At 61.0% G+C, this 13,258-nt stretch carries 16 protein-coding genes and 1 pseudogene; 11 read left to right on the forward strand and 6 right to left on the reverse strand.

Features of this window, described 5'->3' with window-relative positions; translation table 11 throughout:
• Positions 1-125 precede the first annotated feature (125 nt).
• Together GDN47_RS28945 and GDN47_RS28950 are read right to left on the reverse strand one after the other, a co-directional pair.
• Positions 126-2,183, reverse strand: a complete 2,058-nt coding sequence (locus GDN47_RS28945; RefSeq protein WP_113409376.1) for a 2Fe-2S iron-sulfur cluster-binding protein — start codon at positions 2,181-2,183, stop codon at positions 126-128.
• Between the two features lie 60 nt (positions 2,184-2,243).
• On the reverse strand, positions 2,244-2,855 hold the full coding sequence (locus GDN47_RS28950; RefSeq protein WP_152094774.1) for a glutathione S-transferase family protein: 612 nt from the start codon (positions 2,853-2,855) through the stop codon (positions 2,244-2,246).
• Between the two features lie 118 nt (positions 2,856-2,973).
• Here GDN47_RS28950 and GDN47_RS28955 point away from each other — a divergent pair.
• Positions 2,974-3,168 (forward strand): annotated as a pseudogene (locus GDN47_RS28955) (aldehyde dehydrogenase family protein); the annotation flags it as partial.
• Positions 3,169-3,192: 24 nt separating this feature from the next.
• Here GDN47_RS28955 and GDN47_RS28960 read toward each other — a convergent pair.
• Positions 3,193-4,188, reverse strand: coding sequence for an NADPH:quinone reductase (locus GDN47_RS28960; protein WP_113409374.1), 996 nt, complete (start codon positions 4,186-4,188; stop codon positions 3,193-3,195).
• 107 nt (positions 4,189-4,295) lie between these two features.
• Between GDN47_RS28960 and GDN47_RS28965 the strand changes: the two genes are divergently transcribed.
• Positions 4,296-4,625, forward strand: a complete 330-nt coding sequence (locus GDN47_RS28965; RefSeq protein ID WP_113409373.1) for a winged helix-turn-helix transcriptional regulator — start codon at positions 4,296-4,298, stop codon at positions 4,623-4,625.
• Here the strand turns inward: GDN47_RS28965 and GDN47_RS28970 are convergent.
• Positions 4,622-5,521, reverse strand: a complete 900-nt coding sequence (locus tag GDN47_RS28970) for a LysR family transcriptional regulator (protein ID WP_113409372.1) — start codon at positions 5,519-5,521, stop codon at positions 4,622-4,624. The genes GDN47_RS28965 and GDN47_RS28970 overlap by 4 nt on opposite strands.
• 138 nt (positions 5,522-5,659) lie before the next feature.
• Between GDN47_RS28970 and GDN47_RS28975 the strand changes: the two genes are divergently transcribed.
• Both GDN47_RS28975 and GDN47_RS28980 read left to right on the forward strand, forming a co-directional pair.
• Complete coding sequence (locus GDN47_RS28975) at positions 5,660-6,235, forward strand: isochorismatase family protein (protein ID WP_152094775.1); 576 nt, start codon at positions 5,660-5,662, stop codon at positions 6,233-6,235.
• 65 nt (positions 6,236-6,300) lie between these two features.
• On the forward strand, positions 6,301-7,047 hold the full coding sequence (locus GDN47_RS28980) for a pirin family protein (RefSeq protein WP_113409370.1): 747 nt from the start codon (positions 6,301-6,303) through the stop codon (positions 7,045-7,047).
• 231 nt (positions 7,048-7,278) lie between these two features.
• Here the strand turns inward: GDN47_RS28980 and GDN47_RS28985 are convergent, their stop codons facing one another.
• A complete protein-coding gene (locus GDN47_RS28985; protein WP_233790178.1) occupies positions 7,279-8,202 on the reverse strand; it encodes a LysR family transcriptional regulator in 924 nt (307 codons plus the stop codon).
• A 77-nt stretch (positions 8,203-8,279) separates the two neighbouring features.
• Here GDN47_RS28985 and GDN47_RS28990 point away from each other — a divergent pair, with 77 nt between their 5' ends.
• From GDN47_RS28990 to GDN47_RS29000, 3 genes are read left to right on the forward strand one after another with little or no spacing between them, the layout of a single operon-like run.
• Positions 8,280-8,993, forward strand: a complete 714-nt coding sequence (locus GDN47_RS28990; RefSeq protein ID WP_152094776.1) for an SDR family oxidoreductase — start codon at positions 8,280-8,282, stop codon at positions 8,991-8,993.
• 4 nt (positions 8,994-8,997) lie between these two features.
• Positions 8,998-9,372 carry a VOC family protein gene (locus GDN47_RS28995; RefSeq protein ID WP_113409368.1) on the forward strand — a complete coding sequence of 125 codons (375 nt, stop codon included), beginning with the start codon at positions 8,998-9,000 and terminating at the stop codon, positions 9,370-9,372.
• A gap of 24 nt (positions 9,373-9,396) precedes the next feature.
• Positions 9,397-9,936, forward strand: coding sequence for an ester cyclase (locus GDN47_RS29000; RefSeq protein WP_152094777.1), 540 nt, complete (start codon positions 9,397-9,399; stop codon positions 9,934-9,936).
• 8 nt (positions 9,937-9,944) lie between these two features.
• Here GDN47_RS29000 and GDN47_RS29005 read toward each other — a convergent pair whose 3' ends face one another.
• A complete protein-coding gene (locus tag GDN47_RS29005) occupies positions 9,945-10,559 on the reverse strand; it encodes a TetR/AcrR family transcriptional regulator (protein WP_152094778.1) in 615 nt (204 codons plus the stop codon).
• A gap of 90 nt (positions 10,560-10,649) precedes the next feature.
• Between GDN47_RS29005 and GDN47_RS29010 the strand changes: the two genes are divergently transcribed.
• The 4 genes from GDN47_RS29010 (at position 10,650) to GDN47_RS32500 (ending at position 13,197) form a co-directional block, all read left to right on the forward strand.
• Positions 10,650-11,453, forward strand: a complete 804-nt coding sequence (locus GDN47_RS29010; protein ID WP_152094779.1) for an inositol monophosphatase family protein — start codon at positions 10,650-10,652, stop codon at positions 11,451-11,453.
• A gap of 101 nt (positions 11,454-11,554) precedes the next feature.
• Positions 11,555-12,730: an MFS transporter gene (locus GDN47_RS29015; RefSeq protein ID WP_152094780.1), complete on the forward strand. Its 1,176-nt coding sequence runs from the start codon at positions 11,555-11,557 to the stop codon at positions 12,728-12,730.
• A gap of 12 nt (positions 12,731-12,742) precedes the next feature.
• Complete coding sequence (locus GDN47_RS32495; RefSeq protein WP_233788726.1) at positions 12,743-13,000, forward strand: cupin domain-containing protein; 258 nt, start codon at positions 12,743-12,745, stop codon at positions 12,998-13,000.
• A complete protein-coding gene (locus GDN47_RS32500; RefSeq protein ID WP_233788727.1) occupies positions 12,997-13,197 on the forward strand; it encodes a hypothetical protein in 201 nt (66 codons plus the stop codon). Before GDN47_RS32495 ends, GDN47_RS32500 begins: the two co-directional genes overlap by 4 nt.
• Positions 13,198-13,258 lie beyond the last annotated feature (61 nt).

Genomic DNA, 13,258 nt, shown 5'->3' on the forward strand with positions numbered 1-13,258 from the left:
TGTATTCTCCTTTTTCGGTTGAAAGAGACGTCGCTCTCTTGAGATTGAATATGATCCGCTGGGGCATCTTGCTGAAGATCTAAAGGGAACAAGGGACCGTTACGCTGGACGCAGCAATCGAGCCCTTAGACAGCGAGCTGCAGGCCGCCTTCCTGGTCAGCAGGGACGGCGCAGCACAGAAGCACTTCGTCGGCGTCGATCTTCGCGGTGGGCTTCTTGACGTAGGCGACGGCACCCTTGACGAGCTTGGTCCGGCACGTGCCGCAGTTTCCTTCCCGACAGCTGAACTCAGGCTCGAGGCCGCGTGCCTCGGCGAGTTCCAGGAGAGTGCCGGAACCAGGTGTCCAGCGTGCTTCTTTCAAGGAATTCGTGAATATGACTGGCACAGGCTTTTCCGACGGCTGGGCCGCGGCAGACGCAACGGCTTGTGCGGGTTGACCCGTGCGGATAAGCGACGACGGACCGAAGGCTTCAGCCTGAATGCGGTCGTCAGCAATGTTGAGAGCCCGCAGTCCGTCATAGAGTCCTTGGGTGAACTGGGCCGGCCCACACAGATAAAAATCATAATCGTTGAAGGGGAGGAACCGAGTCAGCATCGCCATATCGATCCGCCCTGCGGCGTCGAAGTCCCTGCCCTCTTCAGCATCTGTGGTGTCACTGAGGACCTTGATTAATCGCACGACGCCCTTCGCCGCACCGATCAAGTCGGCGATCTCGTTGTCGAACGGTCGATCAGCCTTCGAGCGAGCCGCATAGAATAGCGTGACCGGACGGATACGCTGCTTGCGAAGCCCTTCGTAAACGACGTGCCGGAGCATCGCGAGCAGCGGCGTAATGCCGACGCCTCCTGCAAGAAGAACCGCTGGGCGGGTCGATCGGGCGTCGATGGTGAACTCGCCGGCCGGCGCGCGCGCCTCGATGACATCGCCAACGGCGATGCGATCATGGAGGAACTGAGATAGCTGACCATCGCGTTTGACGCTGATGCGGTAGATCCCATCGGACGGCGCGACCGAGAGCGTGTAGGTGCGAATGACGGCCTTATCTTCGCCGGGCAGCTTGATGCGGATGGGCAGATGCTGGCCGGCCGCGTGCGGAAGGAGCCCCGCGCCATCGCCGGGCTGCAGATGGAAAGACTTGATCGTCGCGCTTTCATCGACGATCGCGGTGACGGTCATTGGCCGCCAGCTTTTAGCAAACTCTGCGGCGCGGAGACGGTCGGCGGCTTGGCTCCAGCTGCCTGTCATCAGGGAACTCGGCGACCAGCCGTCCTTCTGAAAAGCCCATCTCAACGCCAGCGCATTACGGCGACGAACGATGCGTGTCGGTTTGAATGTCCAAAAGCGCTCAGCGCCCTGGAAGGCGGCGATCTCGGGCGAGTCGAAAATGACTTCGGCTTTCCCCGTCATCTGCAGCATATCGCCCGTTTTGAAATCGACGAACAGAAGTCCTGCCTTTCCGTTCAGCAGGATGTTGCCGAGCGTTGCGAAGAAGAGATTTCCGTCGAAATCTGGGATCGTCAGGACGCCGTCGTCGCCGATGCGGACAAATCCGGCATTGCCGCCGCGATGGGATACATCCACCTGACGCCGGTCCTGGCGATCGACATAGGACGCGACAAAGAAGGCGTCGGCTTCTCGAATGATCGCACGCGCTTCGTCATCGAGGGCGGGCAGTTCCTCGACCTCACCGGTAAACTGTTCGCCTGGCTGACGCTCGAAAGAAAAGTCGCGCAGCTGAATGTATCGTGGACAATTGCCAAAACTCTGGTCGACATCAATGCGGAAACCGCCGTCGATCGTCGAGACAAAGCCGTTCATGCGGTTGCGGCGACGGGTGTGCATCTCGATGCCAAGGAGACCGATCGGCAGGCCATCGGCCAATCCTTCGCTGGCCGGGTCGCTCGGATCGCGGTGCGCGGCAATGTCTAGCACGACGGACGAAGGCGACGACAGGAACCCCGGCTCACCTTCGACGAACGTCGCCCAGGCGTCTCCGGCTTGATCGACGCTCCCGAGAACGATGAAGGGGAGTTGGGCGTAGAAGTCCCGGTGCTGGTCCGGCATGAAATCGCGAACGACACGCTGGCCGACGGAGGCCATGCGTTCCTTTACGCCGAGCTTTTCCTGAATAAAGGTCTCGCCTTCATGCCACGTCGGCAACTTTGTAAGCTTCATGGACATCTGCGTTCTCCAGAAAAAGAGGCGAAGAGCGTGCGAGGTGTCGCACGCTCCTGTCGAGGCTCAGGCGGCAAGGCCGACCGGTGTTTTGACGAAGTCGACGAAGCCTGGAAGCTGTTCGACGCGAGCCAGCAGAGCGTTGACAGAGTGATAGACGCTAAGGTCGACATTGCCCTCAGGGGCTCGTGCGACATAGCTGTAGATCGCGACGTCGGCGATCGTCGGGCGGTTGCCAACCAGCCATTCCCGTCCTTGCAGCTGGCTCTCAATCCGTCCGAGGATAGTGTGTGCACGGCCAATAACCTCTTCCGGGTTGAACTTGGCACCAAATACGGTCACCAGGCGAGCAGCTGCCGGACCGTAGGCGATCTCCCCGGCTGCAACCGAGAGCCAACGCTGAACATCGGCGGCTCCTTTTGCATCTTCGGGAAGCCATTCGGTCTGGCCTGCCTTCTTGGCAAGGTAGACCAGGATCGCGTTGGAATCGGAGATGAAGACATCGCCATCCGCCAAAACCGGGACCTGCCCGAACGGGTTCATTTTAAGGAAGTCGGGCTGTTTGTGAGCGCTAGCCTTCAGATCGACCTCGACCAGCTCGTGCGGAAGTCCGATCAGTGAAAGGAAGAGCCTGGCGCGGTGCGAGTGGCCAGACAGCGGATGGTGATAAAGTTTCATGTGATCGCTCCTGATTCAAGACCGGGTCCATCCCGATCCGTGAGCACAGGATGCAATGCGCGATCGCGCGGCTGAACACTCATGTTTGGCACTGGACTGTTACGCTGCATGAAACAGTGCCTACCTGCATGGCACCGACGCCGCGCGCATGCAGGTGCTTGCGGATCGGCTCGACAGCGGCCGCGTCGTGCTCAACGGTGCACCCCATGAACCTCTCGCTCCATTCGGCGGTTTCAAGCAGTCGGGCATCGGCCGCGAGTACGGCGTGTTCGGCTTCGAGACGTTCCTGGATCCAAAAGCCATCGTAGCCTAATAAGCTGAGCTTGATGGCATCGCATCACGGATTCTGAATTCGGAGGAGAACCTTACCGACAGCTTTCCCGCTCTCCTGAAGCTCGTGTGCCTCGGCCACTTCGTCGAGGGCATATGTCTTCGCGATCCGCGGATCATATGCGCCCGATGCGGCGCAGGCAGAAATCTCTTCGGCTGCCTGCCTCATCGAGGTTTCCGGCATGGTGTAGACATAGACGAAACGGAACGAGAAGCCGCCGAGCAGCGCCGGGAAGAACGGGATCGTCAGCTTCGCGCCTGGCGATTCCGTCGAATAGGCCGAGACGACTCCGTCGCGGGCGAGTGAGGCGACCGCTACGTCGACGTTGGCGGATATATCGACGTCGACGATACGGTCGACACCATGGCCGCCGGTCGCCGATCGTAGCGCCTGAGGGACATCTTCACCGTGACGGTTGAGCACAAGATCGGCCCCGGCCGCTCGCGCGACCTCGGCCTGCTCCTCGCGGCTCACCGTCGCCGCCACCCAGGCCCCCACCCACTTCGCAAGCAGGATCGCCGCATTGCCTACGGCGCCAGCTCCACCCTGAACGAGGACCCGCTTGCCGCACAGGTCCCCGTCGGCGAACAGGCAGCGATGCGCGGTCATCGCGGGAACGCCCAGTGACGCGCCGATTTCGAAGGATACGCTCTCGGACAGCCTGACAGCCTGCGCGGAGGGAACGACAACGAGTTCCGCCGCCGTCCCGGACACGCGGCCCCATTGCGCCATGTAGACCCAGACGCGCTCGCCGACGCGCGACGGAGGCACACCGGGACCGACGGCATCGATGACGCCCGCGCCGTCCTGATGCGGCACGATCCGTGGGAAGGGCATTGCCTTCCCACCGAATCCAGTCCTCGTCTTGATGTCGGACGGATTGATGCCTGACACAACCACCCTCACCCGAACCTCTCCGGCTCCCGGCTGCGGATCGGGTACCTCGCCGATGGACAGCACCTCCTTTGCAGATCCTTGTCGGTCGTAGAAAGCAGCTCGCATGACGCACCTCTGAATATAACTGCGTCCACTAGAGGCTACGGGTGCCAACTTGCAAGTAGGCAACAGTTCTGCCTATAGGGATAGAACGTACACTATTGGAGAGCGTGATGACCACTGGCCAGAAATGCCCCGTCGAGACAACCGTCGATGTCACCGGCGGAAAGTGGAAGCCGATGATTATCTACCGGCTGCTGGATGGGCCGCGACGGTTCGGCGAGCTGCGCCGCCTGGTCGGCGACCCGAGCCAGCGTTCGCTGACGATGCAGCTGCGGGAGCTCGAAGCCGACGGGGTCGTCGCCCGCGAAGTCTTTGCCGAAGTCCCGCCACGCGTGGAGTACTCGCTCACCCCGTTCGGACAAACGCTTGCGCCCGTGCTGATGGCCATGCGCGACTGGGGTGTGGCGTTTCAAAAGCGGCAGTCGCCGACACAGTCTTAGACTTCTCCGCGCTGGCCAGCCTGAGCGTTCGCCGCGAACCGCTCGACAAAGAAGTCTATCAGAACCCTGACCTTCCGGGACACATGCGAGCCCGGCGGCCGCACGATGTAGACCCCGATTTCCGGCAGACTGTAGTCTGACATGATCGGCACAAGGGTGCCTGCGCTTAGGTAGCTTTGCGCGATCGCCACCGGCAGAGCGGCAACGCCAAGTCCGGCCGCCGTCCCTTCCGCAATGCCCGCAGCGCTGTCAGCCTTGAACCGTCCCTGACCGTTGACGACCACCGTCTTGGTGCCATCCGAGACCTTCCAGCTTTCGGTCCCCTGAAGGATGGCCTGATGTTCGAGCAGGTCTGATGGTTTCTGCGGAACGCCATGGACCCGCAGGTACTCAGGGTTGGCAAAGAGGCCCGCCGTGAAAGCGCCGATCTTGCGCGCCGTCAGGTTTGAATCCTGAAGATAGCCAACGCGGATGCCGCAGTCGAAGCCTTCCGCCACCAGGTCGACATATCGGTCGCTGTAATGCGCGTGGAGCTGCAGGAGCGGATGCAGCCGGGCGAGCTCGGCCAGTGCTGGGGCGAAGTGCCCGGGACCGAAGGACGACGGAACCGCCACGCGAAGGCGTCCCCGCAGCTTCCCGGTCGGCAGCATCTCCTCGCGGGCGACGTCCATCTCCAGACACATGCGGGCGGCGTGCTCGCGGAAGGAGACGCCAGCTTCGGTGAGCGAGGCACCCCTGGTCGTGCGTGCCAGAAGCTGGACGCCAAGCTCGCTTTCAAGCCGGACGAGCCGCCGGCTGACGATCGACTTCGGCAGGCCGAGACGCCGAGCCGCGACTGTGATGCCACCGCCGTCCGCCACCTCGACGAAGGTCTGCATGTCTTCAAAGCTGATCATCCCAGCGTTCCATTTTTCGTTCTACAGAGTCGCCAACCATAGAGCTACCGTGCCGATGATCGCAACGCTAAATTCCAATCATCGAGCGGATCGAAACGAACTTCACCCACGGCCGCCGAAAGGAAAAGGAACACGACAATGCATAAGGACGTATTCACCCCCGAAAATTCCGCCATGCTGCTGATCGATCACCAGATCGGCACGATGGCCTGGACGCACTCGCATGACATCAACCTGGTCAAGCAGAACGCGTTGAAGCTTGCCCGTATAGCCAAGGCTGCCAACATCCCGACGATCCTGACCTCCAGCATGGAAGACCAGATCCAGGGTCCGCTGCTGCCGGAACTCGAAGCCATCCTGCCCGAGGCCTTCGAAGCCCGCGTCAAGCGTCCCGGCATTGTCAACGCCATGCACCACGACGGCTTCAATCAGGCCGTCAAGGCGATCGGTCGCAAGAAGCTTTTCGTCGCCGGCATCACGACCGAAATCTGTGTCACCTTTCCGGTCCTGCAGATGCTCGACGAGGGCTACGAGGTCCAGGTCTCGGCCGACGCGTCGGCTTCCTACACCAAGTACGGCGACGACGTCGCCCTGCGCCGCATGGAGAAGGCCGGCGCGATCATCACCACCGTCGATCAGATCATCTCCGAGCTTGCCGTCGACTGGACGAGCCCGCTCGGTCAGAAGCTGGTTGGCATCCTGAACTATCATTGAGCATGCACAGTAGGCCCGTCTGGCGCGGGTCATGGAGCCCGCGTCCGTATCAGAGGAACACCACAGTGACCATCACCAAGATTCCCGCTGGCCGTATGCGCGGTGATTTCGCCCACGGCTTCGCCGTCGAGATCCTCTATCCCGGCCTGACGCTGACGTCGGACGACAGCGGTATTGGCCCGATCGGCAGGATCGACCGCGCACAGGTGCAGCCGGGTCATCTCATCGGCATGCACCCGCACAAGGATGACGAAATCCTGACCTATATCCGCAATGGCGAGATGCTGCATCGCGACACCGTCGGAAACGAAAAGAAACTCGATAAGACCCACTTCATGATGATGAACGCCGGTCATACCTTTCAGCACGAGGAACTGATGCTTGGCGACGGCTCTGTGAAAGCTCTGCAGATATTCCTGCGACCGAACGCTCCCGATCTGGAACCGATGGTACAATTTCATGAGTTCCCCGAGGAATACAGCGTCGATAGCTGGCGGCTCATCGCCGGACCGAGCGCTGCACCGTTGAAAGTCAGATCTGACGTCCGCGTCTTTGACGCCCGTATCGCTGAAGGGGTCCATCTGGGGCTGCCGGCCGAGGAGACTGGAAGAAACACCTTGCTCTACGTCTACAGTGGAAAGGTCGCCATCGCGGGCGAGGTCATATCGGACGGGGAAAGCGTATTTTCGACCGCGGCCTATGACGATCTTACCGCATGGGCTGGATCAGACGTCTTGCTGTTCTCGATGGATCCTGCGGCGGAGGTTTACCGAGGTGGCATGTTCAGTGGGAGCCAAAGGCGCCGCGCCTAAGGACGCAGCCCTCGATCTCTGGTCGCTTGCCCCCTTCAGCGTAATCTCGACCTCCACGTCGAGGTCCCCACACAGCGTCCTCGCTCTGCTCAATATTCACGTTAACGGCTCTGGGCTTACGCTCTTGACGAGATTGGAACGGTCAGCCACCAGTATCTCCTTAAGCCGCCAGAATTGATGAGATAGCGCCACATCCGCGCTCATGTTCGAAGCGACATAGCCGCCTGGGTTTTAGAATCGAAGCGATGCGTTCGATGACTTCAGTCTGTTTGCAAGGAACTCGATGCATAGCCGCACTTTGGCGGCTGCAAGCCGGCTATGCGGGAAAACGACGTGGATTGGCGCAGCAGCAAGATGAACGTCGGGGAGGACAATCTCGAGCTTGCCGCTTTCGATGTCGTCGTGGACGTCCCAGATGGACTTTAGGACGAGCCCGGCTCCCGAAAGCGCCCAGCGGTGAGCAAGTTCGCCATTGTTGGTCGTGAGCCTTGCCATGACATTTACGCTGCGGCCATCGGCGAAGGTCCAGTGATTGTTCGGCGGTTCGCCAAACGCGATGACATCGTGGCGGGTAAGGTCTTCGATTGTCTCGGGCCTTCCGCGGCGACGGAGATAGGCGGGCGCGCCGCAGATGACACGCCTGTTCGGGGCAATCTGCCTGGCGATTAGACTGGAGTCGGCGAGCGAGCCGAAGCGGATCGCGAGATCGTATCCGCCTTCGACGATATTTGTGAGGCTGTCGTCTGTGTCGAGATGCACGAGCAGACCAGGATGCATCTCTTGGAATTCGCTGAGCAACGGCGCGATCCATCGGATGCCGAATGCGAAGGTCGATGTGACCTTCAGTACACCGGTTGCGGTATCCCTTCCGCTCGATGCTTCCGTCTCGGCATCGTCGATCTCCGCCAGGATCTGGACGCAGCGGTCGTAGAACCGCGCGCCTTCATCGGTCAGCGCCAGAGACCGAGTCGTCCGGTTGATCAGCCGAACCCCCAGCCGCTCCTCCAGCCTCGACAGCTTGCGGCTGATCACGGTCAGCGAAAAGTTCAGCTCGCGTGCAGCACCTGACAGGCTACCCGCCTGAACCACCCGCACGAAGACCAACATGTCGAGAAAGTTGTCGCTCATATTCTTGCTGATATCGCAAGAGACCATCGACAACAATCTCCATTATCGCAAGTACGTTCGAGCTCTAATTTGTCGCTATCGAAACCAATCGCGGAGAGATGGACATGGCATCGTTGAACCAGAAGCGCGTCCTCGTCATCGGCGGCAGCTCGGGCATCGGGCTTGCAGTCGCCCAGCAGGCACATGCCGCAGGCGCTGTCGTCACAATCGCATCGCGATCGTCAGACAAGCTCGGGAAAGCCGCAGCGTCGGTCGACCCCTCGATGGCCACAGTCGTGCTCGATACCGGCGATGGGTCTGCGATCGAAACCTTCTTCGGATCCCATGACGCATGGGATCATATCGTCGTCTCTGCGGCTCAGACGCCCAGCGGTCCGGTTCGCAGGCTTTCGCTCGATGACGCGAAGAAAGCGATGGAGAGCAAGTTCTGGGGTGCCTACCGGATCGCCAAGGCCGCAAGGATTGCGGAACGCGGCACGCTGACCTTTATTTCCGGGTTCCTGAGCGAGCGCCCATCAGCGTCCTCGGTACTACAAGGCGCGATCAACGCTGCATTGGAATCGCTTGCCCGCGGTCTGGCGCTAGAGCTGTCCCCTGTGCGGGTCAATGCCGTATCGCCAGGCCTGATCGACACGCCGCTTTGGTCGAAGATGGAGGAAGCGAACCGCACCGCGATGTTTGAGCGCGTCGCCGGCAGTCTGCCCGCCAAGACCGTCGGCCAGCCTTCCGATATCGCCAACGCCGTTCTCTTCCTGATGACGACGCCGTTTGCCACCGGCTCGACCGTGCGTGTCGATGGTGGCGGCGTGATCGCGTGACACTATGCAGCTCGATCATGTGACACTACGGACGGCGGACCTCGAAGGAACCCGAGAGTTCCTGCAGGACCTGCTTGGCCTGACCGTCGGCTTCCGACCGAACTTCAGCTTTCCCGGATACTGGCTTTATCGCGGCGACGAGCCACTCGTCCATCTTATTCCTGGCAGCGGGGTAACCGTCGGCCGAGATGCTGAGACGATCGACCATGTCGGCTTTCGCCTCAAAGGATACGGCGCCTTCCGCCGCAAGCTGAATATTACCGGAATCGCCTACTCCACCATGGACCTTCCCGAGCTCGGGGAACGGCGGCTGTTTGTCCGCACCCCGGGCGGCATCCTTCTCGAACTCGTCTTCCGGGACGACGTCGAAACCAACTGACCAACCGAAACAGGATTGAAGACAATGATCAAGAACGCTGTGACAGGCGGCCTTGCGGCTGCCGCTCTTGCAATTTCCGTGTCAGCTCCGGCCTTCGCGGCGGCACCGCTGAAGATCGACGACATCGTCCATTCAGCGAAGCGATCACATGCCGAGGCGTCTGCGGAGACGGCAGCTCGGCATTTCTACTCGTTTTGGAACACCGGAGACGAGGCTGATCTCAAGGCTGCGATCTCGCCGTCCTTCACCGACCATACGTTGCCCGACGGCCGTCCGCAGGGACCCGAAGGCCCAGCATTCGCGTCGAAGACGTTCCGCGCCGCCGTCCCGGACCTTTCCGTCGAGGTCCGCAAAATGATATTCTCCGGCAACTACGTCACCGTCCACATGGTGTTCCGTGGTCATTTCACCGGGACGTTTGCCTCCGCCAAGGGGACGGGCCAGACGATCGAGTTCATCGCAACCGATCTTTTGAAAGTGACGGATGGCAGGGTGACCGACAACTGGCACATCGAGGACAATCTCACGCTGCTCAAGCAGATAGGCGTCGTGTCGATGAAGTGACGTCGGGCTCACGCCCTGGGCGGCGTCAGCCCGAGATAGCCGAACACGGCCTGCCGGGTGCGCGCCCGTAGAGCCACTCCATCCAGCTCCCGCCGGATGCCTGCCATGTCCGTCATCCCGCGGGTGATCGCCATCACGTCGAAGGCCAGCGTTTCGAGATCGTTCTCGGTCTCGAGGCTGGCCTTCTGGAGGACAGAGGTCAGTGCCGGATGGATCACGTCGACCACGCTCTTCTCACGGGCGTGGTTCGGGAGGCGGTCCTCCTCGATGTCGAGGAGGCGGGCAAGTGCCGGCCGTCGCAGCTGATGGGCGACGCCCGCATCCGTCATCAAGGCCAGCGCGGTGCGCCAGTCGTCTTCGGAACTGGCTCTTTCGATGTCGGCAAGAAGGTCAGCGGTCTCGCGATGGATCAGCGCGATCGTGATGGCGTCCTTGTTTGGAAAGTACTGGTAAAGCGAGCCGATGCTGACACCGGCGCGATCGGCCACCGCATTGGTCGTATACCCCTCCAGCCCGCGCTCTTCCAGAATGCGAGCTGCCGCCTCGACGATGATCTCGACAGTAACCGCGGAACGCGCCTGAACCGTTTGTTTTCTGGGACTTAGCTTGGGTTTTCGCACCATGTTCCGCGCCGGGTCAAAGCGAGTTTGTGAGGCAGGCAGAGGGCCATATCCTTCTTCCATCGTCAATCGAGTTTTGAAGAAAGAACAGCCATGATGACCGTAGACACCGACATTTGTGCATTCCTGCTTCGCGCCGCGACAGACCAGATCGCGGCCTCGCTGGACCGCCCTTCGCAGACGGACGATATTGCTTCCGTCATCCACTGGGTGCGCTCCAGGAGCGCCAAGGCAGCCGCCGATCTGCGCGGCCAGCTCGCCACGCGCTATCCTGACATCGGTTGGACGGGCGAGGAGGACGTGCCGAATGATCCCAATGCCGCTTACTGGGTGTATGACCCGATCGACGGAGCCTATCATTTCCTGCAGGGCCTGCCGCTGTGGTCGAGTTCGCTGGCGCTCGTCATCGGTGGGCGTTGCGTCTTCGGGATCGTCTATGATCCGACATCGAACGAGCTGTTCGTCGCCCAGGAAGGTCAGGGTGTGACATTGAACGGGGAGCGCGTGACGACCCGGAACAAGACAGACCTCAAAGGCGCCGTTCTGGGGTCGGCCGTACCGCCGATCGCTCAGGTCGGACCGGAAGAGCATGCCGAGGCACTCCGACTGCTCGAACGCGTGACCGGGCAAGTCTTCGTCGTCCGTCAGATGGCTTCTGCGTCGCTGCAGCTTGCCTACGTCGCGGCTGGTCGGCTCGATGGCTACTTCGAGGTCGGCCATGACATTCCCGACTGGCTTGCCGGCGCCTTGCTGGTCAAGGAGGCAGCCGGTGTCGTCACCGATCTCTCAGGCAACGGCTTTGGCTGGTCGTCAGACGGCCTGCTTGCCGCTTCGCCCGATATACATGCCCAGCTTCTGAAAGTCGCGGCATCCGCCGCCCACGTCCCGAGCGCTTAAGCGCGCTCAACCCTCCAGTCCTCATCGGCAACGGGAGACGCGTCGCTATCCCGCTCGGAAAACCGTGCCCTTCGTCGGCTGGCAACGAAAAGGAGAAGACAATGCCTATTGCGATCTACGCGCTTACGATCGGAGCCTTCGGGATCGGCGTCACCGAATTCGTTCTCATGGGCCTTTTGACCCAGGTGGGAACTGCCCTCAACGTATCGATCCCGACGGCCGGACTGCTGATATCAGGATATGCCGTCGGCGTTGCCGTCGGCGCGCCGGTCCTGACCGTCCTTCTGTCCGGCTGGTCCCGCAAGAAGGTCCTCCTGGCCCTGATGGTGATCTTCACCATTGGCAATCTCGCCTGTGCTCTTGCGCCGAGCTATTGGTTCCTGCTCGCCGCGCGCGTTGTCACGGCGCTGGCGCACGGTACCTTCTTCGGCGTGGGCTCAGTCGTCGCGACCTCGCTGGTCAAGCCGGACCGCAAGGCGTCCGCCATCGCTGTCATGTTTACCGGACTGACCGCGGCAAACATCCTCGGCGTGCCCTTTGGCACCTGGCTCGGTCTCGAACTCGGCTGGCGCGCGAGCTTCTGGGCCGTCACCGCGATTGGCATCGTCGCCCTGGCGGTGATCGCTCGTTACGTTCCTTCTGATCACGGTACGGCTGCTGCCAGTGACTGGCGCGCCGACCTCCGCGCCATGATGAACGCTTCCGTCATTATCGGCCTTTCCGTCACAGCGCTTGGATTTGCCGGGCTGTTCACGGTCTTTACCTACATTGCCCCACTGCTTACCGAGGTCACTGGGTTCAGTGAGGCAGCGGTCTCTCCGATCTTGCTGGTCTTTGGTGGCGGCCTCGTCCTCGGCAATCTTGCAGGTGGGAAACTTGCAGACCGCTTCCTGCAGCCGACTGTCATCGGGACATTGCTTGCTCTGGCAGGCGTTTTGATTGTCTTCGGCCTTGTCGTTCACAGCAAGATCCTGACCATCGTCATGGTGGCCCTGCTGGGTGCCGCAGCCTTCTCGACGGTCGCACCACTTCAGATGTGGGTCATGCAAAAAGCGAAGGGCGCTGGTGAGAGCCTTGCCTCCAGCCTCAACATCGCAGCCTTCAACGGCGGCAACGCACTCGGCGCGTGGCTCGGCGGAACCACAGTTGCGCACGGCCTCGGCTTCACGAGCCTGCCATTTGTCGCCGCTGGAATTCCGGCAATCGCTTTGGTCGTCGTCCTGATCGGCAAGTGGATGTCCGGCTCCCAGACGGAAAATGCAGCCTACAAGAATTGAAAGGATTCAATCGTGCCCCAGAACACCCAAGACCTTCGCATTGGCGGTGTATCTATGAAGTGCCTGCTATCGGGCGCGCAGACGGGTGGTCAGTTCTGCCTTTTCGAAAACCGCAGTAACGGCGACACCAGAACGCCAATTCATGTCCATGCGGACTATGACGAGACCATTTACATGGTTGAAGGGGAGCTGGCTGCGATCATCGATCGAAAAGAGCACTCACTGACCACAGGTGACTGCATCTTCATGCCGCGTGGCGTTCCCTCATGAACAAGACCGACAAGATGGCACGATACGTTCTGCTCGGTACTCCGTCGCTGTTCGATACCTTTGTCGAACACGCCGGTTATGAGATCGGCACCGATGAGAAACCCAATTCGTCGGCCGAGGCGGATATCGCCCGCCTCAAGGCAGCCGCACCGCAGTTCGGCATCGCGCTCCTTCCCGACTGGCCCGCCGCGTGCTGAGACGGTCCCGGCGAAGCGTGGTAAGAGACAATTGCTGGATCGACAGAGTGGTCGGTTCCGG

This window comes from Martinezella dioscoreae, from assembly GCF_009176305.1.
Lineage (GTDB): Bacteria > Pseudomonadota > Alphaproteobacteria > Rhizobiales > Rhizobiaceae > Rhizobium > Rhizobium dioscoreae.

Excerpts from the sequence above, each read along its gene's own strand:
- GDN47_RS28945 (WP_113409376.1), bottom strand. The coding sequence starts at position 2,183 with ATGTCCATGAAGCTTACAAAGTTGCCGACGTGGCATGAAGGCGAGACC.
- GDN47_RS28950 (WP_152094774.1), bottom strand. The coding sequence starts at position 2,855 with ATGAAACTTTATCACCATCCGCTGTCTGGCCACTCGCACCGCGCCAGG.
- GDN47_RS28960 (WP_113409374.1), bottom strand. The coding sequence starts at position 4,188 with ATGCGAGCTGCTTTCTACGACCGACAAGGATCTGCAAAGGAGGTGCTG.
- GDN47_RS28965 (WP_113409373.1), top strand. The coding sequence starts at position 4,296 with ATGACCACTGGCCAGAAATGCCCCGTCGAGACAACCGTCGATGTCACC.
- GDN47_RS28970 (WP_113409372.1), bottom strand. The coding sequence starts at position 5,521 with ATGATCAGCTTTGAAGACATGCAGACCTTCGTCGAGGTGGCGGACGGC.
- GDN47_RS28975 (WP_152094775.1), top strand. The coding sequence starts at position 5,660 with ATGCATAAGGACGTATTCACCCCCGAAAATTCCGCCATGCTGCTGATC.
- GDN47_RS28985 (WP_233790178.1), bottom strand. The coding sequence starts at position 8,202 with ATGGTCTCTTGCGATATCAGCAAGAATATGAGCGACAACTTTCTCGAC.
- GDN47_RS28990 (WP_152094776.1), top strand. The coding sequence starts at position 8,280 with ATGGCATCGTTGAACCAGAAGCGCGTCCTCGTCATCGGCGGCAGCTCG.
- GDN47_RS28995 (WP_113409368.1), top strand. The coding sequence starts at position 8,998 with ATGCAGCTCGATCATGTGACACTACGGACGGCGGACCTCGAAGGAACC.
- GDN47_RS29000 (WP_152094777.1), top strand. The coding sequence starts at position 9,397 with ATGATCAAGAACGCTGTGACAGGCGGCCTTGCGGCTGCCGCTCTTGCA.
- GDN47_RS29005 (WP_152094778.1), bottom strand. The coding sequence starts at position 10,559 with ATGGTGCGAAAACCCAAGCTAAGTCCCAGAAAACAAACGGTTCAGGCG.
- GDN47_RS29010 (WP_152094779.1), top strand. The coding sequence starts at position 10,650 with ATGATGACCGTAGACACCGACATTTGTGCATTCCTGCTTCGCGCCGCG.
- GDN47_RS29015 (WP_152094780.1), top strand. The coding sequence starts at position 11,555 with ATGCCTATTGCGATCTACGCGCTTACGATCGGAGCCTTCGGGATCGGC.
- GDN47_RS32500 (WP_233788727.1), top strand. The coding sequence starts at position 12,997 with ATGAACAAGACCGACAAGATGGCACGATACGTTCTGCTCGGTACTCCG.